Source organism: Nocardioides sp. (assembly GCF_035481145.1).
GTDB lineage: Bacteria > Actinomycetota > Actinomycetes > Propionibacteriales > Nocardioidaceae > Nocardioides.
This window is the reverse complement of the sequence record NZ_DATIHB010000153.1, coordinates 28,022-48,937: the sequence shown is the minus strand read 5'-3', so window position 1 is coordinate 48,937 and position 20,916 is coordinate 28,022. Positions and strand designations below refer to the sequence as shown.

Sequence of the window (20,916 nt, the reverse complement as noted above, 5' to 3'; positions counted from 1 at the left end):
GGACGAGCGTCCCGAGACCAGCCCCTTCCACGAGCCCGTCCACCCCGCGCACAGCCGCGTCCTCAAGGGCGAGCTGGGGGTGCCCGTCACGCGTGTCGAGCTCACCAACGGTGAGCACTTCGACCGCTACGCGACCGAGGGCCCCGGCTCGCAGCCCGAGGTCGGTCTGCCACTGCTGCGCGAGCAGTGGATCCTGGACCGCGCCGACACCGAGGAGTACGACGGCCGTGAGGTGCAGCTGCTCGACAACGGCAAGGCCGCGCTGCGTTCCGGCGTACACCGGGAGCAGTGGCAGGGCCGGTCCTACAAGCCGCGCCGCGCCCTCCCCGGCCGCAACGTGAGCCAGATGCACTACGCCAAGCAGGGCATCGTCACCCCCGAGATGGAGTACGTCGCGCAGCGCGAGGGCTGCTCCGTCGAGCTCGTGCGCAGCGAGGTCGCCGCGGGCCGCGCGATCATCCCCAACAACGTCAACCACCCGGAGTCCGAGCCGATGATCATCGGCCGGAGGTTCCTGGTGAAGGTCAACGCCAACATCGGCAACTCCGCCGTGACGAGCAGCATCGCCGAAGAGGTCGAGAAGCTGACCTGGGCGATCACCTGGGGCACGGACACGGTGATGGACCTCAGCACCGGCGACGACATCCACACCACGCGCGAGTGGATCGTGCGCAATTCGCCCGTGCCCATCGGCACGGTGCCGATCTACCAGGCGCTGGAGAAGGTCAACGGCGAGGCCGACAAGCTGACCTGGGAGATCTTCCGCGACACCGTCATCGAGCAGGCGGAGCAGGGGGTCGACTACATGACGATCCACGCCGGCGTGCTGCTGCGCTACGTCCCGATGACCGCCGACCGGGTCACCGGCATCGTCAGCCGCGGTGGCTCGATCATGGCTGGCTGGTGCCTCGCACACCACCAGGAGAACTTCCTCTACACGCACTTCGACGAGCTCTGCGAGATCTTCCAGCAGTACGACGTCGCGTTCTCGCTCGGTGACGGCCTCCGCCCGGGTGCCACCGCCGACGCGAACGACGAGGCCCAGCTGTCGGAGCTCCGCACGCTGGCCGAGCTGACCAAGCGGGCCTGGGAGTACGACGTCCAGGTGATGGTGGAGGGGCCCGGCCACGTGCCGCTCAACCTCGTCGAGGAGAACGTCGTCCTGCAGCAGGACTGGTGCCACGGAGCGCCGTTCTACACGCTCGGCCCGCTCGTCACCGACATCGCTCCGGGTTATGACCACATCACCTCGGCGATCGGTGCGGCCACGATCGCGATGCACGGCACGGCGATGCTTTGCTACGTCACGCCGAAGGAGCATCTCGGCCTGCCGAACCGCGACGACGTGAAGACCGGCGTCATCACCTACAAGCTCTCGGCGCACGCCGCGGACGTCGCCAAGGGCCACCCGGGTGCCCGGAACTGGGACGACGCCCTGTCGCACGCGCGCTTCGAGTTCCGGTGGCGCGACCAGTTCGCGCTCTCGCTCGACCCGCACACGGCCGAGGCGTTCCACGACGAGACGCTGCCGGCGGACAATGCCAAGACCGCGCACTTCTGCTCGATGTGCGGCCCGAAGTTCTGCTCGATGAAGATCAGTCAGGACGTCCGCAACCGCTTCGGCGCCGACCTCACGCCCGACTCCGCCGATGCGGCCGTGGCGGAAGCCGCTGCCGCCGAAGCGGGCATGCGCGCGAAGAGCCAGGAGTTCGTCGAGCTCGGGACGTCGGTCTACGTGGAGCCGAGCGTCTGAGGGTCCTGCCGGCTCGGACGTCATAGGAGGTGGTCGTTAGAACCGCCAGCTCCTATGACGTCCCGGATCGGTCACGCCGCGTCACCGCTGGGTCAGGCGAAGATCATGCCGCCGTCGACCAGGACCGACTGCCCGGTCATGTAGTCCGAGTCCGGGCCGGCGAGGAAGGAGACCAGCTTGGCCACGTCCTCGCCGGTCGAGACGCGTCCCAGGCTGATGCCGGCAGCCATCTCCTTCATCGACTCGCCCGTCTCCACGCCGTTGATCTCGCCGAGGTCGTGGTCGATCTCCTCCCACATGGTCGTGGCCACGATGCCCGGGCAGTAGGCGTTGACCGTGATCCCGTGAGGTGCCCACTCCTGGGCTGCTGCCTGCGTGAGAGCCCGGACGGCGAACTTCGACGAGCAGTAGACACCGAGCAGCGCGAAACCCTTGTGGGACGCGATCGAGCCTGCGCCGAGGATCTTCCCGCCCGTGCCCTGGGCGATCATCTGCCGAGCAGCCTCGGTGTAACAGAGGAAGACGCCCCGGCCATTGACGGCGTGCACCTTGTCGTACTCGTCGGGGCCGACCTCGAGCAGTGCCTTGGTCTGTGCGATGCCGGCGTTCGCGACCATCACGTCGAGGGAACCGAGCTGCCCGGCGGTCTCCGCGACCAGTCGGCGTACCGACTCGGGGTCGGACACGTCGCCGTGCAGGGCGACGGCGCGGACGCCGATCGCCTCGATCTCCTTCCTCGTCGCCTCCAGCTCTGCTGCCATGACGGCCAGGTCGGAGACCGCCACGTCGTGCCCGTCACGAGCGAGGCGGAGCGCGATGGACTTACCGATGCCACGGGCGGCACCAGTGATGTGAGCGACGGTCATGACGGGTCTCCCTGGGTAGGCACTGCGGTCTCCGGACCGTAGGCGCCCCGTCCCTGACCGGGGGAGGGTTGCACGGGCGTTGCAGTGGCGCGACGCGCGCTCAGCGCGGTGGCGTCGGTACGAGACCCAGTGCCGGCGCCATCGTGAGCCCGAGATGGAGCAGCAGCAGGTCCTCGCCCTTCGAGAGGTCGAGGCCGGTGATCTTCTCGATCCGCTGCAGGCGGTAGTAGACCGTCTGGCGGTGGATGTTGAGTGCGGCGCCGGTGCGCTGGACATTGCCGCCGGTCCGCAGGTAGGTCAGGGCGGTCTCCCGGATGTCGGCGTCGCCGTGCTCGAGCAGGCGGCGTACTGCGGTGTCGACGGCCGCCTCGGCGAGCACGCTGGTCGGTCCGCAGCCGAGTAGGCGGTAGATGCCGAGCTCGGGCCACGCCGCCACCGGACGCCGCTCCGGCACGGCGGCGAGCACGCGAGCCGCGAGGCGTGCCTGCTGCCAGCTCGCCCGCAGCTCGGCGAGGTCGGAGCGGGGCGCGCCGATGCCGACCACCAGCTCCGCCTCGTTACCGGCGGGGAGTCGTTCCAGGTAGAGAGCCCTGGCCTGCCGGGCCAGCTCGTGGGCTGGCCCGAGGTCCTCGCCCGGCAGCGGGACGAGCAGCGTCGTGTGGTCCTCGCCGGCCCAGGCGAGCACGGAGCGGGGGAGGGTCCACAGGTTCACCGGGACGACGCCGGAGGCTGGCGGGCGCACCAGCTGGAGCTCCAGGGCAGCGACGGGAACGCCGCGCCGGATGATCCGGCGCGCGTCGATCTCGTCGGCCGCGCGCTCGACGGTGTCGGGGTCCGTGGAGAGCAGGTCCTGGAGCAGGAAGCCCAGGTCCTCCCTCGTACGGGCCTGCTGTGCCATCAGCGCTCCCGCCCGCCCCGCGAGCTCCATCGCGGCGGGGAGCAGGGCGTCGTCGATCTCGTTGTCCTCGGTGATCGCCCAGAGATAGCCGTGGGTGACCTCCTTCCAGCGGGCCGGCAGGCAGAGCCGGGCGAGCACGCCGAGCTCGGGCGCCGACGGGGTCCGCACGGGCTGCGTCGCGGTCGCGATCCCGAAGTTCTCGAACCAGCGGCGCACCTCCCCGCTCGACTTGCGCTCCAGGATCGAGCGCTGGCGCACGTCGTCCATGCGCTCGCTGTGAGAGTGGAAGGCGACCAGGTTGAAGCTGCGGTCCTCCAGCGTCACCGGGTGCTGGAGGAGGCGGGAGACCTCGTCGACGAGGTCCTGCAGTTCGGGGCGCACGCTGTCTCCTGGCCTTGAGCATCTGTCACTGGATTAGACCAAGGTGCGTGGCATCTGTCGAGAGATCGCGGGTTTGCTCCGGCGTACGTTGGAGAGAAGCCCGTTCTCCCGGAGGTCCCCATGCTCGGCCCCGCGCTCCTCGCCGTCTCCCAGAAGCCGCACGTACGCCGCCTCGTCACCACGCTGCCCATCTCCCGCGACCTCGTCGCGCGCTTCGTTCCCGGCGAGGCGAAGGCCGACGTTCTGCGGGCGACCCGTGACCTGGTCGAGGCCGGCATGGCGGTCACCATCGACCACCTCGGTGAGGACACCAGCAGCCTCGAGCAGGCGACCGCGACGCGCGACGCCTACGTCGACCTCCTCGCCACGCTCGACGAGACGGGCCTGGCCGACCGCGCCGAGGTCTCGCTCAAGCTCTCCGCGATGGGCCAGGCGCTCCCCGAGGGAGGCGACGAGGTGGCGCTGGCCAACGCCCGCTCCATCTGCGAGGCGGCGCAGCGGGTCGGCACGACCGTGACCCTCGACATGGAGGACCACACGACGGTCGACTCCACGCTGGCCATCCTCCGCGAGCTCCGCCGCGACTTCCCCTGGGTCGGCGCCGTCCTGCAGACCTGCCTCTTCCGCACCGAGGACGACTGTCGGGCGCTCGCCCACGAGGGCTCCCGGGTGCGGCTGGTCAAGGGCGCGTACGCCGAGCCGGCCAGCATCGCCCACCCCCGCAAGCACGACGTCGACCTGGCCTACGTCCGCTGCCTGAGGATCCTCATGGAGGGCGACGGCCACCCGATGGTCGCCACCCACGACAAGACGATGATCGCGATCGCGCAGCAGCTCGCCCGCGAAGCCGGCCGTACGCCGGACTCCTACGAGTTCCAGATGCTCTACGGGATCAGCGTCACTGAGCAGCGCCGCCTCCGCGCCGAGGGCGAGCAGATGCGCGTGTACGTGCCGTACGGCGTCGACTGGTACGGCTACTTCATGCGCCGTCTCGCCGAGCGCCCGGCCAACGTCGCCTTCTTCCTGCGCTCGCTCTTCGCCCGCTGACGGCTGCGCTCCCGCGCTCGCCGCAGCCCCGTACTTCCACCCGATCCCACCGAGAGGACCCACCCATGGACGCCGTCACCACCGTCCCCGCGCCGTACAACGAGCCGGTCCGCGACTACGCCCCCGGCAGCCCCGAGCGGGCCAGCCTCGAGGCCGAGCTGAAGCGGCTCGCCGCTGCCGAGCCGATCAACCTCACCGCGACCATCGGCGGTGAGCAGCGCGTCTGCTCCGGTCCCGAGTTCACCGTCGTGCAGCCGCACAACCACGCCCACGTGCTCGGTGTCGGCCACGGCGCGACCCGGCAGGACGCCGAGGACGCGATCGCCGCGGCCGCGGCGGCTGCCCCGGCCTGGCGCGCGATGAGCTTCGACGAGCGCGCCGCCATCTTCCTCAAGGCCGCGGACCTGCTCACCGGCCCGTGGCGCGACACCCTGAACGCCGCCACGATGCTCGGCCAGTCGAAGACGGCGTACCAGGCCGAGATCGAGGCGGCCTGCGAGATGGCCGACTTCTGGCGGTTCAACGTCGGCTTCGCGCGCGACATCATCAACGAGCAGCCGCTGGTCAACCCGAACGGCTCCTGGAACCGCCTGGACCACCGTCCCCTCGAGGGCTTCGTCTACGCGATCACGCCGTTCAACTTCACCGCGATCGCCGGCAACCTGCCCACTGCGCCGGCGCTGATGGGCAACGTCGTCCTCTGGAAGCCGTCGCCCACCCAGCAGTACTCCGCGCACTTCACGATGCGTCTCCTCGAGGAGGCCGGCCTCCCCGCGGGCGTCATCAACATGCTTCCGGGTGACGGCATCGAGGTCTCCGAGGTCGCGCTCGCGCACCCCGACCTGGCCGGTATCCACTTCACCGGCTCGACCGCCACCTTCCAGCGCCTGTGGAAGACCGTCGGCGAGAACATCTCCACCTACCGCACCTACCCGCGCCTGGTCGGCGAGACCGGTGGCAAGGACTTCGTCGTCGCCCACCCGTCCGCCGACGTCGACGCGGTCCGCGTCGCGCTGATCCGCGGCGCCTACGAGTTCTCCGGCCAGAAGTGCTCGGCCGCCTCGCGCGCCTTCATCGCCCGCTCGGTGTGGGAGAAGCTCGAGGAGGGCCTGGTCCAGGAGATCGAGGCGCTCAAGGTCGGCGACCCGGCTGACTTCTCCAACTTCACCGCCGCGGTCATCGACGCCCGTTCGTTCGCGAAGAACAAGGCCGCCATCGACCGCGCCCACGCCGAGCCGGGCATCGACGTCCTCGCCGGCGGCACGTACGACGACTCCGTCGGCTGGTTCATCCGCCCGACGCTGGTGCGCTGCGACGACCCGACCGACGAGGTCTTCACGACCGAGTACTTCGGGCCGTTCCTCGCCGTCCACGTCTACGAGGACGACCAGTTCGACGCGATCCTCGACACCGTCGACACAGGGACGGCGTACGGCCTGACGGGTGCGGTGCTCTCGCAGGACCGTGCCGCGGTCGCGCGGGCGTTGGAGAAGCTGCGCTTCGCGGCCGGCAACTTCTACATCAACGACAAGCCGACCGGTGCGGTCGTGGGCCAGCAGCCGTTCGGTGGCGCCCGGGCATCGGGCACGGACGACAAGGCGGGCTCGCCGCTCAACCTGCTGCGGTGGACCGCGCCGCGGGTGATCAAGGAGACCTTCGTCCCGGCGAAGGACCACCGCTACCCGCACATGGGCTGATCCTCCGCCCCTGTCCCCACGCCGGGCCGGCGCGCGCCACGAGCACGCGCCGGCCCGGCGTCGTATGTCGTACGTGTGGTCGGGGCCCGGACGCCGCTCGCCACGTCGCCGACCCGTCGCCGTGAGCACGATCTCCTCGCAGCTGCTGGTCACGTCGTCCGCGCTCGTCGAGGACCTCTACAAGACCGTGCTCCGCACGGACGCCTCCGACCGCCAACTGGTGCTGCTCGGCCGCCTCGCCGTCCTCGCCATCTCGCTGATTGCGGCAGCCCTGGCCTGGCCGAAGACCGGAACGGTCCTGGAGCTCGTCGCCTACGCCTGGGCCGGCTTCGGTGCCTCCTTCGGCCCGGCGATCCTGCTCTCGCTCTGGTGGCGCAAGCTCACCACGTGGGGCGTGCTCGCCGGCATGGTGACCGGTGCGGTAACCGTCGTCGTCTGGGGCAACGTCGACGCGCTGAGCTCGCGCATGTACGAGATCCTTCCCGGCTTCGTGCTCGGTGGCCTCGTGACGATCCTGATCAGTCGCCTCACGTGGCAGCCCAACGCCGAGATCGAGGCCGAGTTCGACGAGGCGGTGCGCCTGCTCGGCGACGGTGCCTACGAGGAGCGTGTCCCCGTCGCCTGATCGCCGAAGCGGCGCGAACTCGCACGTCACCCCCGCCGAGGCGCGGTCCGCGGTCTTGCGGATCGCGCCGGTGATCTCCGGCCACAGGTCGCGGGGCAGATCGTGGCCCATGCCCTCGATGAGCAGCAGCTCCGCGCCACTCGCACGGGCGGTCGCCTTGCCGCCGGAGACGTGGACCATCTTGTCCGCGAGGCCGTGGATGACGGTCGCAGGCATCGGGAGCGAGGCCAGGGCCGCCGTGCGGTTGGGCTGGGTCAGGATCGCCATCATCTGGCGCAGCACGCCCGAGGCGCTGATGCCGCGGTCATAGGTCTCCAGCGCCCGCTGGCGGACCTCGTCGAGGTCGGCCGGGTAACCGGGGGATCCGATGAAGCTCCAGAACGTCGCCGTGGACTCGGCGTACGCGTCGCGGCCGCGCTTGGGTCGCTTCAGCAGTCGGGGGATGAGCGAGGGGTGCTGCCAGCCGACCCGGCGGCTGCCGGTCGTGGACATCACCGAGGTCACCGAGCGCACCCGGTCGGGGTGCTCGAGCGCCATGGTCTGGACGATCATCCCGCCCATCGACATGCCGCAGATGTCGGCCCGCTCGATGCCGAGGTGGTCGAGCACGGCGACGCCGTCGCCGGCCATGTCCGAGATGGAGTACGGCGCGTCGACCCGCCGCCCGAGGAACGCCTTGACCAGGTCACGTCGCCCGACGCGACCGGTGCCGCGGAAGGAGCGGCCGACGTCACGGTTGTCGTAGCGGATCACGTAGAACCCTGCGCGTACGAGGCCTTCGCAGAACTCGACGGGCCACCACGTCATGGGGCCGGAGAGGCCCATGACGAGGAGCAGCGGCTCGCCCGAGGGATCGCCGAAGGTCTGGTAGCAGATCTCCTGGTCCGGCCCGGCGGGGGCGAACAGTTCCTCGGAGACGGCGATCGATTCAGTCACGTCACCCAGTGAAGCACCAACGGCCCGCGAACCAAGAGGGTCGCGGGCCGTCGTGAGCGACGTCTCAGGGGGACGAGGTCAGTGCTCGAAGTCGATCGCGGAGTACGCGCGGAGCTTCCCGATGCGGTGCTCGGAGCTGATCCGTCGGATCGTGCCGGAGCGCGAGCGCATCACGAGGGAGTCGGTGCTCGCGAAGCCGGCGCGGTAGCGGACGCCCTTCATGAGCTCGCCGTCGGTGATGCCGGTCGCCACGAAGAAGCAGTCGTCGCCGGTGACCAGGTCGTCGGTGTGGAGGACGAAGTCGGGGTCGAGGTTGTGGCCGGCGTCGAGGGCGCGCTGGCGCTCCTCGTCGTCCTTGGGCCAGAGACGGCCCTGGATCGTGCCACCGGTGCACTTCATCGCGCAGGCGGCGATGATGCCCTCCGGCGTACCGCCGATGCCGAGGAGCAGGTCGATGCCGGTGTCGGGGCGGGCGGCCATGATGGCGCCGGCGACGTCACCGTCGGAGATGAACTTGATCCGGGCGCCCGCTGCGCGGATGTCCTCGGCGATCTTGTCGTGGCGCGGGCGGTCGAGCAGGACGACCGTGACGTCCTCCGGCGAGGATCCCTTCGCCTTGGCGATCAGGCGGATGTTCTCACCGACGGGGAGGCGGATGTCGACGACATCGGCGGCCTCGGGGCCGGTCACCAGCTTCTCCATGTAGAAGACGGCGGAGGGGTCGTACATCGTGCCGCGCGGGGCGGCGGCGAGGACGGCGATCGCGTTGTTCATGCCCTTGGCGGCCAGCGTCGTGCCGTCGATCGGGTCGACCGCGATGTCGCACTCGGGGCCGGTGCCGTCGCCGACCTGCTCGCCGTTGTAGAGCATCGGGGCGTCGTCCTTCTCGCCCTCGCCGATGACGACAGTGCCGTTCATGCTGACCGACGAGATCATCACGCGCATCGCGTTGACGGCCACGCCGTCGGCACCGTTCTTGTCGCCCTTGCCGGTCCAGCGGCCAGCGGCCATGGCAGCCGCCTCGGTGACGCGCACCAGCTCGAGGGCGAGGTTGCGGTCGGGCGAGGAAGGGGCAACGGACAGGTCCACCGGCGCGTTCATGCGGCTGATGTTATCGGCCCGTGACCGCCACACGACCCCTGACGCGCGTCGGTGGGCACCGCTTGCGAAGATGGGGCCATGGCTCAGGGAAGCGCGCGATACGAGCGCAGTGCCGCCGGCATGGTCGGCGCGATGATCGTGACACTGCTGGTCATCCTCGCGTTCGTCGCCTTCCGCGCGCTCAACCGTGACGACCTCCAGGTCGAGCCGCGCTCGGTCGACTACCTCGAGGTCGTCGCGGGGCTCCAGGCCAACGACCTCGACCCGGCGTACCCGCCGCAGCTGCCGAAGGGCTGGCAGGCGACGCGCGCTGTCTACGACCCCGACAACCTCGCGTGGGAGCTCGACCTCCTCACCGATGACGAGCGCTACATCGGCGTCCGCCAGGCCGCGCTGCGCGACAGGGATCTCGTCGAGGAGTACGTCGACGACGAGGGCAAGCCGGGCGACATCACCGGCTTCGACACCGGCGTCGCGCTCGAGTGGACGCCGTGGGAGGTCGACAACGACGACCGCGCCTACACCGCACCGCTGGGCATGCAGCGCGGAGACGAGCCGAACGCCGAGCTGGAGCGCGGCAAGGGCATGGCCCTCCTCGTCTTCGGCAGCGCATCCGCCGCTGACTTCGAGACGCTGATCGGAGAGCTCGTGCTCGACCCGGTCGACACGAGCCGCTGACCCTGTCACTCCGCCGTGCGCGCCGCGATGACCTCGTCGAGGCGGGTGCGGGCACCGTCGAGCCACTCCTGGCACCGCTGGGCGAGGGCCTCGCCGCGCTCCCAGAGCGCCAGCGACTCCTCGAGCGACGTGCCGCCGGCCTCGAGCCGGTGGACGGTCTCGACGAGCTCGTCGCGCGCCGCCTCGTAGGAGAGGTCGGCCACGGGGGTCGCGTCAGCGGGCGAGTCAGTCATCAACATGTCCTTCAGCAGCAGGGTCAGGGGAGTGGTCGGCCGCGACGGTGGCCGCGATGCGGCCGTCGGTGACCCGGATCGTGACCGCGGCGCCGGAGGTGACGCCACCTCTGCGGGTCACCACGTGGCCGTCGGCGTCCTGGAGGACGGCATAACCACGCTCGAGCGTCGCGAGCGGCGAGAGCGCCCGGGCCCGGGCACGCTGGTGACCGACCTCGTCGACCGCGCGGTCGAGCTGGTGACCCAGGCTGCGCCGCGCGCGCTCCAGGAGCGAGCCCACGTCGTCGGCACGGTTGTCGAACAAGGTGCCGGGCGAGGCGAGCGCAGGCCGGGACCGGAGCATGTCCAGACGGGAGCGCTCGGTGGTGAGGCGCCCATCGACAGCTCGCCGCAGCCGCTCGCGCACGAGCGTGAGCCGCTGGACCTCCTCGGCCATGTCGGGCACGACCCGCTTCGCCGCATCGGTGGGGGTGGCCGCGCGGACGTCGGCGACCAGGTCGAGGAGCGGTTGATCAGGCTCGTGACCGATCGCCGAGACGACGGGCGTGCGCGCCTTCGCGACCGCCCGGATGAGGGCCTCGTCGCTGAAGGGAAGCAGGTCCTCGACCGATCCACCGCCGCGCGCGATGACGATGACCCCGACGTCAGGGTCCTTGTCGAGGCGCTCCAGCCCCTCGACCACCTCGACGACGGAGCGGGTGCCCTGCATCGCGGCGTACGCGATCTCGAAGGTGACGGCGGGCCAGCGACGGCGGGCGACCTCGAGCACGTCGCGCTCGGCGGCGGAGTTGGGCGCGGTGACCAGGCCGACCTTCGTCGGGAGGAAGGGGAGCGGGCGCTTCAGCTCGGCGGCGAAGAGGCCCTCGGCGGCGAGAAGCTGGCGTCGGCGCTCGAGGCGGGCCAGCAGCTCGCCCAGGCCGACCATCCGGATGTCGCGCGCCTGGAGGGAGAGCGTGCCTCGCGGGGCGTAGAACGACGGCTTGGCGTGCACGATGATCGAGGCGCCCTCGACCAGCGGCGGGTTGAGGCTGTCGTAGAGCAGGCGTGAGCAGGTGACGGAGATCGAGATGTCGGCGATCGGGTCGCGCAGGACCATGAAGACGGTCTGCATGCCCTGCCGGCGGCTGACCTGGGCGACCTGACCCTCGACCCACACGGCACCGAGCCGGTCGACCCACCCGGTGATCGCCTGGGCGATCTGCCGGACGGGGGCCGGTGCCTCCGGGGACGTGTCGAGTGCCATGCCCGCAGCCTAGGTGTTTGGTCCGACAAGGCCTCTCCGTCTCGATAGCCTTCCCTCCATGGCCTCTTCCGACATTCCGCCGCACGACGCACCGGAGCACGCGAGCTCGTTCTGGCGCCGCCGCAAGGGCGTTGAGCTGAGCATCGAGGAGGCGAACGACCGGGCGTTCGCCGCGACTGCAGCCGCCGAGCGCGCGCAGCAGCTGCGCCTCGCCGCCGAGCGTGCCGCCCAGGAGCAGTCCGCGGAGCGGATCGCCTCCGAGCAGTCCGCCGCAGCCGCCATCCTCGCGCGCCAGGAAGCCGAGACCCGCTCGACCACCCTCGCCGAGCAGGCCGAGCAGGCTTACGCCGCCCGCGAGGCCGCCGAGCGCGCCCTCGTCGACCTGGCCCGTGAGCGGGAGCAGGGCGAGCTGGAGATGCGGGCGCACCTCGAGGAGCTCCAGCGCCAGGTCACGGCGGCCGAGCAGGCGCGGCTCAACGCGGAGAAGGCGACCGCAGACCTCGCTGAGGCCCGGCTGCAGGCCGAGGCTGCCGTCGCCGATGCGCAGAAGGCCCGGGCCGAGGCCGACACGGCCGCGCAGGAGCAGGCGCGTCTCGCCGCCGAGGCGCACGAGGCCAGGGCTGCCGCCGAGGTGGCGCTCCAGGAGCTGACCGAGAAGGCCGAGGCCGAGCAGGCCCTGCGCCTCGAGGCGGAGACCTCTGCCCGCGAGTCCGCCGCGCGCGCCGCGGAGGCCGCCGAGGCGGAGGCCACCGCGCGTGCCTCGGTCGCTGAGCTGGCCGAGGCCACTCGCAGCGCGGTCGACGCGCGGGCCCTCGCCGACTCCCAGGCCACCGAGCACGCCGAGGCAGCGAAGGCTGCTCACGAAGCACGCAGCGCGGCCGAGGCTGCCGCGACCGCTGCCGCCAAGGCCCGCACGGCGGCGGAGCAGGCTGCCTCTGCGCAGGCCCAGGCGGCCGCGAGGGCGCACACCGAGCGCGAGGCCGCCGAGAAGCGCGCCGTCGACCAGTCCGCCCTCGCCGAGCACGCCCAGTCGCAGCGCGAGGCCGCCGAGCAGCATGCCCTCGACCGCACCGAGGCCGCCGCCAAGGCGCTCGCCGCACAGGAGGAGGCCCACGCCAAGGTCGCCGGTCTCGCCGGTGAGCTCGAGGCAGCCACGCAGGCGCGGGGTGCAGCCGAGCAGGCGGCAGCGGAGCAGGCGGAGGCCCGCGCCACCGCGGAGCAGGCCGCTGTGGAGGCGAGCGAGGCACGCACCGCTGCCGAGGAGGCGGCGAAGGCTGCTGCTGAGGCCGCCCAGGCTGCTGCCGACGCCCAGCGCGAGGCCGCGGAGGCTGCGAAGGCCGAGGTCGAGCGGGTCCAGGAAGCGCTCGCCGCGCAAGCCGAGGCGACCGACGCGGCCCACACCGCCCGCCTCGAGGCCGAGGCTGCTGCCGCGGAGTCCGCCGAGGCTCGCGCCGCCGCCGAGACCGCGCTCGAGGAGCGCACCGTCGAGCGCGGCAAGGTCGAGGCAACGGTCCTCCACCACACCGAGGTCGCCCAGGACGCCCTTGGGCAGCGCCGCGATGCTGAGGTCCGCGCCGCGCAGCTCGCCACCGAGCTCGAGCAGACCCGGGCGGCGTACCTCGCCCACGTGCAACAGACCCACGGCTGGTTCCGCTCCCGCCTGCTGGCGCTGACAGTCATCCTGCTCGTGCTGGCACTCGGCGCGGCCATGGCTGCGGGCTGGCTCGTCGGCCAGGGCAACGACAAGCTCCCGTACGCCGTCGGCGCGCTCGTCGCGGCCCTCCTCCTGGCCGGCCTCGCCGCACTGGGACGGACCGGTCCGCGCGGCCGCGACTTCGACAGCTGACACCGAGGTCGTCCGCCTGAGGCCCACCACGTCGGCAGGCCTCAGGCGGACGACCCGCGCGCCCGTAGACTCAGCCCCATGAGCACCGACCTCGGCGTCCCCGCCGTCCTCAGCCCCGACGAGGCCGACAAGGCGGTGCGTCTTGCCGCCCCGCGCGGCTACTGCGCCGGGGTCGACCGCGCGGTGATCACCGTGGAGAAGGCGCTCGACCTCTACGGCGCACCGGTCTACGTGCGCAAGGAGATCGTCCACAACAAGCACGTGGTGGGCGACCTCGCGGAGCGCGGCGCGATCTTCGTCAACGAGCTCGACGAGGTGCCCGAGGGCGCGACCGTCGTCTTCTCCGCCCACGGCGTGAGCCCGGCGGTGCACGCCGAGGCGGAGCAGCGGAGCCTCAAGACGATCGACGCCACCTGCCCGCTGGTCACCAAGGTCCACCTCGAGGCCGTCCGCTTCGCCAAGGAGGACTTCGACATCCTGCTCATCGGCCACGCCGGTCACGAGGAGGTCGAGGGCACGATGGGCGAGGCGCCCGACCACACCCAGCTGGTCGAGGGCCCGTGGGACGTCGACAAGGTCGTCGTCCGTGACCCGAAGCGCGTCGTCTGGCTCTCGCAGACCACGCTCAGCGTCGACGAGACCATGGCGACCGTGGCGGCGCTGCGCGAGCGGTTCCCCGAGCTGCTCGACCCGCCGTCCGACGACATCTGCTACGCCACGCAGAACCGCCAGCTCGCGGTCAAGGAGATCTCGCCCGGCACCGACCTGGTGATCGTGGTCGGCTCGGCCAACTCCTCCAACTCGGTCCGTCTGGCCGAGGTCGCCCTCGAGGCCGGTGCCCGGGCGGCGTACCGCATCGACGACGCCTCGGAGATCGACGAGGCGTGGCTCGACGGCGTCGCGACCGTCTCCGTCACGAGCGGCGCGAGCGTTCCGGAGGAGCTCGTCCAGGGGGTCATCGGCTACCTCAAGGAGCGTGGCTACCCCGACGCGACCCAGGTCCACACGGCCGAGGAGTCGCTGATCTTCGCCCTGCCGCCGGAGCTCCGCAAGGACCTCCGCGCCGCCGAGCAGGCGACCCGGTAAGGCGCAGGACGTGGCCCGCTACATCGACGTCCACCCCGACAACCCGCAGCCGCGGGTCATCGACCAGCTGGTCGAGATCCTCAAGGACGACGGCCTGATCGCGGTCCCGACCGACTCGGGCTATGCGCTGGTCTCCCGGCTCGACAACCACAGCGGCAAGGACCGGATCCTCACGATCCGCGACCTCGACGAGAAGCACCACTTCACGCTGCTCTGCAAGGACTTCAGCCAGCTCGGCACCTTCGTCCACGTCGACAACCACGTCTTCCGTGCGGTCAAGGGCGTCACGCCGGGTCCCTACACCTTCATCCTCGAGGCGACGAAGGAGGTCCCGCGCCGCCTGATGCACGCGAAGAAGAAGACCGTCGGCGTCCGGATCCCCGATCACACGATCATCCGTGCGCTCGTCGAGGCGATGGGTGAGCCGCTGATGGCCTCCACCCTGATCCTGCCCGGCGAGACCGAGCCCCGCGCGATGGGCTGGGAGATCAAGGAGGAGCTCGACCACCTGGTCGAGGCGGTCGTCGAAGCAGGGGAGTGCCCTGCCGTGCCGACCACGGTCGTCGACTACTCCGATGGCACACCCGAGGTCGTACGCCGAGGCGCGGGCGACGCGGACCGCTTCGAGGACTGAGCCGGCCGTCGAGGGCGCCACAGCCCCGCCGCGATCCGCTTGCGCCGGACCTGCAGGAAGGCCAGGCATCCCGCGTAGCCGAGGAGGAGCGCCCACGAGTGGTGCGTGAGCCCGGAGAGCGTCGCCTGCACGAGGCCGTCGTCGGCACGCGCGATGACCGCGGGCTCGACGACGGCGATGACGACGAAGAGACCGAGCAGCAGCACCGGCGGCGTCACGCTGATCGCGAAGAAGTCGCGGGGGTGGACGCGGAGGGCGAGCGCCGGCGCGAGCAGCACGAAGCAGACGTCGAAGATCCACCCCAGGTCGTGGCCGACCAGCAGGTCGAGCGCGGCCGCCGTGAGGGTGAGCGCCACGCCGAGGAGCACCACCCGGCGCGCCGGCTCGGTGCCCTCGTCCCAGATCGTCGGAGCCGCGGTCACGAGGTCACGGTAAGCCCCGGCACTGACACTCCCCGTTCTGCCCCGCCGCCTGCGTGCCGCCTGACCGCTGCCGGGGCGATGCAGAGGGACGTCCAGACCCCGCTCAGAACAGGGCCACGATCGCGATGACGAGTGCGATCGCGACGAGCGCCGCGACGATCAGGGCGCCGGTTCCGGAGGACTCCTTGCGGATCACCTCGGGGTACGACGAGCCGTCGGCGCCGGCGTACGGCTGCGAGGGCGCGCTCACGTCGACGACCTCGGCGGGCGCGCTGGGGTCGACCACCGGGTCGGTCTGCGGGCTGGTGGCAGGCGCGAGGCCACGCCCGGCGAGCCGGCGCAGCCGTGCCTCCTCGGTCGCGACCTCCGCGAGGAACGCGTCGACCTCGCCTATGTCGTAGCCCTCCCGCATGCGTACCGGGGTGAACCGCGGTGCCGGCAGCGCGCCGGGCACGGGCCCGCCGGAGCCGACCGCCCGGTCGAGCGCGTCGAGGGTCTGCTTCACCAGGTCTAGGTGGCCATCCACCTCGCCCATGTCATAGCCCTCGCGGAGACGCACCGGGGAGAAGCGGACCTTGTCGACGTCGATGTTGGCCATGCCGCCACCGTACGACGCGTCCCCACCGGCGACTTTGGCGCCGGGGCACCAAGGTCGACGTCCCCGTCGGTCTCCGGGCGGCGAATCTCGTGCCCGGGCACGAAAGTTGCTCGGGCGCCGGCGGCACACCGTCAACCCGTCAGTCGGCGATGTCGACGATCACGGGAGCGTGGTCGGACGGTGCGCCCGCGAAGACAGCAGGGTCGCGCTCCTCGCGGTCGATGAACGCACCGGTGACCCGCGCGGCGAGCGGCGGGGAGCAGATCGCGAAGTCGATCTTCAGGCCGCGGTCGCGCTCGAAGCGCTGGCGGTAGTAGTCCCAGTACCGGGATGAATACGCTAGGAGTGTGGAGAGCATGACATTGGCCGAGTGGGATGCCTATGAGCGCATCAGTGACGACCCTACGGACGAGCGTGCCGGGGTGGGTCGTCAACATGAGGATAACGAGGAGGCCGTGAGGGCTCGCGGTGGCCGCGTTGCAGTCCACCACTGCGAGAACAACACCAGCGCCTACAAGAAGAAGCGCGTCGAGCTCACGGACCAGTACGGCAACACGTACCACGCCTACCGGGTCATGCGACCCGTCTGGGCACAGGCGCTCCAGCGTCTACGCACTGGCGAAGCGAAGCGGCTCATGGTGTGGGACCTGGACCGTCTCGCCCGTGACCCTCGCGACCTGGAGGACGCGATCGAGGTAGTTGAGCACTACGGCGCTGAGATCCGCTCTGCGACCGCGAGTGACATTGACCTGTCCACCGAGAACGGGCGCATGAATGCTCGCCTCTTGGTGATGATGGCGAACAAGTCCTCTGCGGACACGGCACGCCGTGTGAAGCGCCAGAAGCAGGAGCGCCTGGAGAAGGGGCTGCCACCCGGCTCGCGCTATCGGACGTTCGGCTACTCGCGTGACTGGCAGGTGGTCGAGGAGGAGGCTGCCGTCGTCCGAGAGGCGTATGAGCGCATCGCCAAGGGGGAGTCGGTCAACGCGATCAGTCGAGATCTGCGAGAGCGCGGTGTCGTGACGGTCTCGGGCAAGCCGATGTCGTTCGCTGCGACGGCTCGCATTCTCGACAGCCCCATCTACGCCGGCCTCCTGAGTTACAAGGGCGAAGTCATCGGAACGGTTACCGAGGACGTGCCAAGGCTGGTCACTGAGGCCGCATTCAAGGTGGCCTCTCAGCGAGCGACTCGACCGGCCTGGAACACCCGCTCCAACCTGCTGAGCGGCATCGCGATCTGCGACGTGTGCAAGACGACGATGAACGTGTCTGGCGGTGCCTACCAGTGCGCCCGGATCATCGGCGGCTGCGGCAAGGTGCGGATCAAGAAGGAGTGGCTGGACGAGTCGGTAGAGCACGCCGTCCGCTTCCTTCAGATGTGGAAGCGCGCTCAGGACGCTCCAACCGTCCCGGTAGCGGTGGAGTCCGAGACTGATCCCGTCGAGGAGATCGACCGCAAGATCGAGGAGGCGCAGGCCGCTCACACTGCTGGCGATCTCGACCTCGCTGACCTGCTGCCGATCCTGAAGGGTCTCCGAGCCCAGAGGGCCAAGGCTGTCGCCTCGCAGGCCGCTGAGGCTGAGGAGGCTTCGACGTGGGCGGCAATGGACGACTACGACGTGTCAAACCTGTCGGTGAAGCGAACTATCATCAGGCGGCACGTGGTGGCTATCCCAGTGACCCCGAACCCCAAGCCGGGGAACACCAAGTTCGACCCGTCGCGGTTCAGCATCGTCACGACGTACAAGGACGACGACGGCAAGCCTCGCGTGCTCGCGGGGGAGGCGTGTGACCTTCTCGGGAGCATGTACGGCGCTCGTGAGTTCGGGAAGGCCAACCCTGACTTTCCCGAGTTCACCGACGAGCTGATCGAGGTCATCTGGGGGATGGTCAACGAGGGTCTGCGCTGACTGTCGGCGCTGGCGGGCGGGTCAGGGTTCACGGACTGAACCTGTTATCTCTACAAGACGGGGGCATTGCCATGCCCTCATGAGTGCAACAAAGGAAGGAGGAGAGCATGACGAACGAAGACGGGCCGTACATCGGCAAGCCTATGCCGCTGGTCGGCGTCGAGGTCGCCTACGGCAAGGCGCTCGGTGGCTGGGACCACCGCACTCAGCGGTACCTTCCCGGCCCTGGACGACCGAAGGGCAGTGGGAAGCGCAAGGATCTGACTGGGCAGGTGTTCGGACGCCTCACAGTGATGGGTGAGGCACCGATGCGGAACGCCAAGCGTTACTGGCTGTGCGAGTGCGAGTGCGGCAACCTCACCGAGGCTCGGCAGGACAACCTGCTGCGGTGGCGCACCGAGGGCTGTGGCTGCCAGAAGGGCAGGGGCGGGCGCGGTGTCCCTCGCAACCGCAAGCCGGCCAAGTGGTCGGCGGGCGCGAAGGCTTGGATGGAGACCGGCGATCCGTCGAAGTTCCTCGATGCGATCGAGGCTGGAGAAGGCAAGGAGGCTCGCGCTGGCTGGGAGGCGCTGATCGCCCGACTCACCCCAGAGACGAAGGAAGGCGAGACCAATGACTGACCATGACGCGAGCGACTGCCTAGACCCGGCCTGTGATCCATGCCTGACCGATCAGCGCCAAGAGTCAGTGATCCGGCTGGAGCGGGCTCTCCTGGACTTGGAGACGAGTCCTGAGGGCCGTGCGGGTGAGTGGGTGGACTGTCAGGTCACCGTGGACGCGCTCGACGTGCGAAACCTGCTCGACCTGCTGCGCGGTTGAAAAAGGTTGGGGACGCCATGCCACAAACTCGGGATCTGGACCGATAGGGGTATGCCAGCAGGACTGAAGGTGTCCCTGTCCGTCGATCGTTACAGACTCGTAGCTCGATCCGATCCTGTTAAAGCCGGGTCCGCGCGCGTCTGTATAAGTAGAGGTTTCCGAAGAAAGTTCGGCTGACAGGGTTGTCTAACCTGTAGGCAAGAAACTATTAAACTGTGGAAGCAGATGCGCACGACGTGCCTGCTGCGCCCGCACGTGCGTGCTCCCGCGTCGGCTCAGGCCGCACTTCCTGAGTCGCGTCTTCACGTGGGATCGCTCGGTTGGGGACGGTCGTGGTCATGGCCCCCTACTCGCGCTCCGTCAAGTCTTCTCCCCTTGGCGTTGTAGCGCGGTGCCCCCTCGCCCTTCACCTGTTCTTGGCAGGTCTTGGGCGAGGGGGCGCTCCTCCTTGGCCCTTCATGTCCCTGTCCGTGGGCCGTGAACCTTCATGACCGTGAACCCCTGATCTTCACCCCTGTCACATGGCAGGGGTTTTTTCATGCCCGCATCACAACCAAGAGGAAGGAGACACAGATGGAACAGCGACTCGGAACGTCAGCAGACGCAGCACATGAGCTCGGCATCGAGGTCGAGGCATTCAAGAAGCGCCACACCCGGAAGCGACTGCCCTTTCAGCCGGTCGGCCGGCTGGGTGGCTATCACGTCTGGGACCTGGACGAAGTACGACGACACAAGAACGAAGGAGAAGCGTGACGACGATCAACCCTGAGGCTGAAGCGATCTTCGATCGAGCCGACAGCGAGGCGCAGAGTCTCGTCGGTGCCGTGGTGGGTGACTTCTTCATCAAGGACCGGGTGAAGCCGGGGAAGCGGTGGCTCTACGTCGCGCACAACGCGAGGACGGGTCGAGAGATCCGTTTCCAGGGCTACCAGCTCGTGCGTCTTGTCAGGGAGACGGTCAAGGACGGCGGATGGGTCATCATGCCCAACTCTCCTTGGAGGGACGAGTACGGAGACAGCACGTGACGGCACCGATTACCGACAAGCAGTCCAGCTACGTCGAGGTCTTGTGGGCGAAGATGCAGGGACTCGACCAGTTCATTCTGGACTACTACCTGCTCGACGTTGGCGAGGCGATCCTCGGCACGATGAGCAAGGCGGATGGGGTCAGGCTGATCCGATCGCTCAGGGACGAACTCGGCTACGAGGAAGGCAAGGCGGTCGCTGAAACCTCCCGATGCAGCGGAGTCCGATCTGACGGCGAACCCTGTCAGGCTGCTCGACGGCGAGGCTCGGCCTACTGCGTTCATCATGAGAAGCAGGCGAGAACGCCATGACGCTGAGTCAGACAGAGATCGGGTGGCTGATCCGCGACGTTCGTGGTGTCCCCGGCAACGTGAAGCTCCTGCTCCACACGATCAACTCGCGTGGGGAAGCCGGGTGCTCAACGGCCTGGAAGACGACGGCGGCAGACATGGGATGCGGCAAGGACGCTTTCTACGCCGCTCGCAAGTGGGCATCGGAGCGCGAGGTCATTCGAGCGATCCAGCGGCGCGAGGACACAACGCTCTACTTCGTCAACGTTCCGATCCTTCAGGCATACCTCCCAGAGGATCATTCTGGAAACCCGGAAGCCAAGGGCGTTCTGGAAACCCGGAACGGAAGAGTAAACCTCTCTACTTCTCTAATCATTACTCCTTCTCTTATCTCTACTGAGGCTTCCGGGTTTCCAGAAAGCAAGGTGGAGGCAGTGGAGGAGGAGGCAGAGGCGAAGTGTCGTTGCCTTGGATGCACTTCAGGCTCGGACTGCATCTGGACTCTCGCCCAGGCCACCTGAGATCGCTCCCAGCACAACAACTGAATAGATCGACCAAGCCAGCAGGCATCGGAGTTTTCTCCGGTGCCTTTTTTGATGCCACAAGGAGGCAACCACTTGACCAGCAAGCAGACCCGAACCGATCGACCCACCATCACCACCCCGGTGCTCTTGGCCGAGCCGTGGCAGATCTGGAACCACCTTCTGCCGTCGTTCGACGGCCACCGCCGCCAGCACATCGGGGTGACCTCGGTTCAGGTCCACCACTCGTTCGACCTCGCCGCTGCCAAGGCGAAGCGAAGCAAGCGCCGCTGAGGGTTCACGACCA

Annotated in this window: 24 protein-coding genes and 1 pseudogene; 16 read left to right on the top strand and 9 right to left on the bottom strand. The window is 69.4% G+C overall.

The features are described 5' to 3' along the window. Positions 1-73: 73 nt before the first annotated feature. Complete coding sequence (gene thiC, locus VLF38_RS13220) at positions 74-1,753, top strand: phosphomethylpyrimidine synthase ThiC (protein ID WP_325271710.1); 1,680 nt, start codon at positions 74-76, stop codon at positions 1,751-1,753. Between the two features lie 92 nt (positions 1,754-1,845). Here thiC and VLF38_RS13215 read toward each other — a convergent pair whose 3' ends face one another. Both VLF38_RS13215 and VLF38_RS13210 read right to left on the bottom strand, forming a co-directional pair. Continuing rightward, positions 1,846-2,619: an acetoin reductase gene (locus VLF38_RS13215; protein ID WP_325271708.1), complete on the bottom strand. Its 774-nt coding sequence runs from the start codon at positions 2,617-2,619 to the stop codon at positions 1,846-1,848. A 100-nt stretch (positions 2,620-2,719) separates the two neighbouring features. Continuing rightward, a complete protein-coding gene (locus tag VLF38_RS13210) occupies positions 2,720-3,898 on the bottom strand; it encodes a helix-turn-helix domain-containing protein (protein ID WP_325271707.1) in 1,179 nt (392 codons plus the stop codon). A 120-nt stretch (positions 3,899-4,018) separates the two neighbouring features. Between VLF38_RS13210 and VLF38_RS13205 the strand changes: the two genes are divergently transcribed. The 3 genes from VLF38_RS13205 to VLF38_RS13195 all read left to right on the top strand — a co-directional run bounded on the left by VLF38_RS13205 (position 4,019) and on the right by VLF38_RS13195 (position 7,267). Continuing rightward, positions 4,019-4,945 (top strand): proline dehydrogenase family protein, encoded by a 927-nt coding sequence (locus tag VLF38_RS13205; RefSeq protein WP_325271706.1) that lies wholly within the window; start codon positions 4,019-4,021, stop codon positions 4,943-4,945. Between the two features lie 65 nt (positions 4,946-5,010). Continuing rightward, positions 5,011-6,642, top strand: coding sequence for an L-glutamate gamma-semialdehyde dehydrogenase (gene pruA / locus VLF38_RS13200; RefSeq protein WP_325271705.1), 1,632 nt, complete (start codon positions 5,011-5,013; stop codon positions 6,640-6,642). Positions 6,643-6,763: 121 nt separating this feature from the next. Then, entirely contained in the window at positions 6,764-7,267 is a 504-nt protein-coding gene (locus VLF38_RS13195; RefSeq protein WP_325271704.1) for a sodium:solute symporter family transporter, read from the top strand. A 147-nt stretch (positions 7,268-7,414) separates the two neighbouring features. On the opposite strand, the pseudogene VLF38_RS13190 reads toward VLF38_RS13195, so the two are convergent. Together VLF38_RS13190 and glpX are read right to left on the bottom strand one after the other, a co-directional pair. Then, positions 7,415-8,074: pseudogene (locus tag VLF38_RS13190) on the bottom strand (alpha/beta fold hydrolase); the annotation flags it as partial. Between the two features lie 207 nt (positions 8,075-8,281). After that, positions 8,282-9,304: a class II fructose-bisphosphatase gene (glpX, locus tag VLF38_RS13185; protein WP_325271703.1), complete on the bottom strand. Its 1,023-nt coding sequence runs from the start codon at positions 9,302-9,304 to the stop codon at positions 8,282-8,284. 78 nt (positions 9,305-9,382) lie between these two features. Here glpX and VLF38_RS13180 point away from each other — a divergent pair, with 78 nt between their 5' ends. Continuing rightward, on the top strand, positions 9,383-9,982 hold the full coding sequence (locus VLF38_RS13180; RefSeq protein ID WP_325271702.1) for a DUF4245 family protein: 600 nt from the start codon (positions 9,383-9,385) through the stop codon (positions 9,980-9,982). A gap of 5 nt (positions 9,983-9,987) precedes the next feature. On the opposite strand, the gene VLF38_RS13175 is transcribed toward VLF38_RS13180, so the two are convergent. After that, on the bottom strand, positions 9,988-10,215 hold the full coding sequence (locus tag VLF38_RS13175; protein ID WP_325271701.1) for an exodeoxyribonuclease VII small subunit: 228 nt from the start codon (positions 10,213-10,215) through the stop codon (positions 9,988-9,990). Then, positions 10,208-11,458: an exodeoxyribonuclease VII large subunit gene (gene xseA / locus VLF38_RS13170; protein WP_325271700.1), complete on the bottom strand. Its 1,251-nt coding sequence runs from the start codon at positions 11,456-11,458 to the stop codon at positions 10,208-10,210. Before xseA ends, VLF38_RS13175 begins: the two co-directional genes overlap by 8 nt. A gap of 58 nt (positions 11,459-11,516) precedes the next feature. On the opposite strand from xseA, the gene VLF38_RS13165 reads away from it, so the two are divergent. The 3 genes from VLF38_RS13165 (at position 11,517) to VLF38_RS13155 (ending at position 15,024) form a co-directional block, all read left to right on the top strand. Further along, positions 11,517-13,304 (top strand): hypothetical protein, encoded by a 1,788-nt coding sequence (locus VLF38_RS13165; protein ID WP_325271699.1) that lies wholly within the window; start codon positions 11,517-11,519, stop codon positions 13,302-13,304. A 78-nt stretch (positions 13,305-13,382) separates the two neighbouring features. After that, a complete protein-coding gene (locus VLF38_RS13160; protein WP_325271698.1) occupies positions 13,383-14,390 on the top strand; it encodes a 4-hydroxy-3-methylbut-2-enyl diphosphate reductase in 1,008 nt (335 codons plus the stop codon). A 10-nt stretch (positions 14,391-14,400) separates the two neighbouring features. Next, positions 14,401-15,024 carry an L-threonylcarbamoyladenylate synthase gene (locus VLF38_RS13155; RefSeq protein WP_325271697.1) on the top strand — a complete coding sequence of 208 codons (624 nt, stop codon included), beginning with the start codon at positions 14,401-14,403 and terminating at the stop codon, positions 15,022-15,024. Here the strand turns inward: VLF38_RS13155 and VLF38_RS13150 are convergent. From VLF38_RS13150 to VLF38_RS13140, 3 genes are all read right to left on the bottom strand, one after another. Further along, entirely contained in the window at positions 14,958-15,446 is a 489-nt protein-coding gene (locus tag VLF38_RS13150; RefSeq protein WP_325271696.1) for a DUF6542 domain-containing protein, read from the bottom strand. The genes VLF38_RS13155 and VLF38_RS13150 overlap by 67 nt on opposite strands. A gap of 103 nt (positions 15,447-15,549) precedes the next feature. Further along, positions 15,550-16,044 (bottom strand): DivIVA domain-containing protein, encoded by a 495-nt coding sequence (locus tag VLF38_RS13145; protein ID WP_325271695.1) that lies wholly within the window; start codon positions 16,042-16,044, stop codon positions 15,550-15,552. A gap of 139 nt (positions 16,045-16,183) precedes the next feature. Further along, entirely contained in the window at positions 16,184-16,402 is a 219-nt protein-coding gene (locus tag VLF38_RS13140) for a hypothetical protein (RefSeq protein ID WP_325271694.1), read from the bottom strand. Here VLF38_RS13140 and VLF38_RS13135 point away from each other — a divergent pair. The 8 genes from VLF38_RS13135 (at position 16,401) to VLF38_RS13100 (ending at position 20,903) form a co-directional block, all read left to right on the top strand. Continuing rightward, entirely contained in the window at positions 16,401-17,954 is a 1,554-nt protein-coding gene (locus VLF38_RS13135) for a recombinase family protein (RefSeq protein WP_325271709.1), read from the top strand. The genes VLF38_RS13140 and VLF38_RS13135 overlap by 2 nt on opposite strands. A gap of 107 nt (positions 17,955-18,061) precedes the next feature. After that, positions 18,062-18,574 carry a hypothetical protein gene (locus VLF38_RS13130; RefSeq protein ID WP_325271693.1) on the top strand — a complete coding sequence of 171 codons (513 nt, stop codon included), beginning with the start codon at positions 18,062-18,064 and terminating at the stop codon, positions 18,572-18,574. Next, the gene (locus VLF38_RS13125; protein ID WP_325271692.1) at positions 18,567-18,773 is read left to right on the top strand and encodes a hypothetical protein; all 207 of its coding nucleotides are present in this window, start codon (positions 18,567-18,569) and stop codon (positions 18,771-18,773) included. The genes VLF38_RS13130 and VLF38_RS13125 overlap by 8 nt, the downstream gene beginning before the upstream one ends. A gap of 573 nt (positions 18,774-19,346) precedes the next feature. Further along, entirely contained in the window at positions 19,347-19,526 is a 180-nt protein-coding gene (locus VLF38_RS13120) for a hypothetical protein (RefSeq protein ID WP_325271691.1), read from the top strand. Next, a complete protein-coding gene (locus tag VLF38_RS13115) occupies positions 19,523-19,798 on the top strand; it encodes a hypothetical protein (protein WP_325271690.1) in 276 nt (91 codons plus the stop codon). The genes VLF38_RS13120 and VLF38_RS13115 overlap by 4 nt, the downstream gene beginning before the upstream one ends. After that, a complete protein-coding gene (locus tag VLF38_RS13110) occupies positions 19,795-20,109 on the top strand; it encodes a hypothetical protein (protein ID WP_325271689.1) in 315 nt (104 codons plus the stop codon). Before VLF38_RS13115 ends, VLF38_RS13110 begins: the two co-directional genes overlap by 4 nt. Further along, positions 20,106-20,609, top strand: a complete 504-nt coding sequence (locus tag VLF38_RS13105; protein ID WP_325271688.1) for a hypothetical protein — start codon at positions 20,106-20,108, stop codon at positions 20,607-20,609. The genes VLF38_RS13110 and VLF38_RS13105 overlap by 4 nt, the downstream gene beginning before the upstream one ends. Positions 20,610-20,705: 96 nt before the next feature. Further along, the gene (locus VLF38_RS13100) at positions 20,706-20,903 is read left to right on the top strand and encodes a hypothetical protein (RefSeq protein WP_325271687.1); all 198 of its coding nucleotides are present in this window, start codon (positions 20,706-20,708) and stop codon (positions 20,901-20,903) included. Positions 20,904-20,916 lie beyond the last annotated feature (13 nt).

Excerpts from the sequence above, each read along its gene's own strand:
- pruA (WP_325271705.1), top strand. The coding sequence starts at position 5,011 with ATGGACGCCGTCACCACCGTCCCCGCGCCGTACAACGAGCCGGTCCGC.
- VLF38_RS13180 (WP_325271702.1), top strand. The coding sequence starts at position 9,383 with ATGGCTCAGGGAAGCGCGCGATACGAGCGCAGTGCCGCCGGCATGGTC.
- VLF38_RS13175 (WP_325271701.1), bottom strand. The coding sequence starts at position 10,215 with ATGACTGACTCGCCCGCTGACGCGACCCCCGTGGCCGACCTCTCCTAC.
- xseA (WP_325271700.1), bottom strand. The coding sequence starts at position 11,458 with ATGGCACTCGACACGTCCCCGGAGGCACCGGCCCCCGTCCGGCAGATC.
- glpX (WP_325271703.1), bottom strand. The coding sequence starts at position 9,304 with ATGAACGCGCCGGTGGACCTGTCCGTTGCCCCTTCCTCGCCCGACCGC.
- VLF38_RS13105 (WP_325271688.1), top strand. The coding sequence starts at position 20,106 with ATGACGCTGAGTCAGACAGAGATCGGGTGGCTGATCCGCGACGTTCGT.
- VLF38_RS13135 (WP_325271709.1), top strand. The coding sequence starts at position 16,401 with ATGACATTGGCCGAGTGGGATGCCTATGAGCGCATCAGTGACGACCCT.
- VLF38_RS13130 (WP_325271693.1), top strand. The coding sequence starts at position 18,062 with ATGACGAACGAAGACGGGCCGTACATCGGCAAGCCTATGCCGCTGGTC.
- VLF38_RS13160 (WP_325271698.1), top strand. The coding sequence starts at position 13,383 with ATGAGCACCGACCTCGGCGTCCCCGCCGTCCTCAGCCCCGACGAGGCC.
- VLF38_RS13165 (WP_325271699.1), top strand. The coding sequence starts at position 11,517 with ATGGCCTCTTCCGACATTCCGCCGCACGACGCACCGGAGCACGCGAGC.
- VLF38_RS13205 (WP_325271706.1), top strand. The coding sequence starts at position 4,019 with ATGCTCGGCCCCGCGCTCCTCGCCGTCTCCCAGAAGCCGCACGTACGC.
- VLF38_RS13215 (WP_325271708.1), bottom strand. The coding sequence starts at position 2,619 with ATGACCGTCGCTCACATCACTGGTGCCGCCCGTGGCATCGGTAAGTCC.
- VLF38_RS13145 (WP_325271695.1), bottom strand. The coding sequence starts at position 16,044 with ATGGCCAACATCGACGTCGACAAGGTCCGCTTCTCCCCGGTGCGTCTC.
- VLF38_RS13125 (WP_325271692.1), top strand. The coding sequence starts at position 18,567 with ATGACTGACCATGACGCGAGCGACTGCCTAGACCCGGCCTGTGATCCA.
- VLF38_RS13120 (WP_325271691.1), top strand. The coding sequence starts at position 19,347 with ATGGAACAGCGACTCGGAACGTCAGCAGACGCAGCACATGAGCTCGGC.
- VLF38_RS13140 (WP_325271694.1), bottom strand. The coding sequence starts at position 16,402 with ATGCTCTCCACACTCCTAGCGTATTCATCCCGGTACTGGGACTACTAC.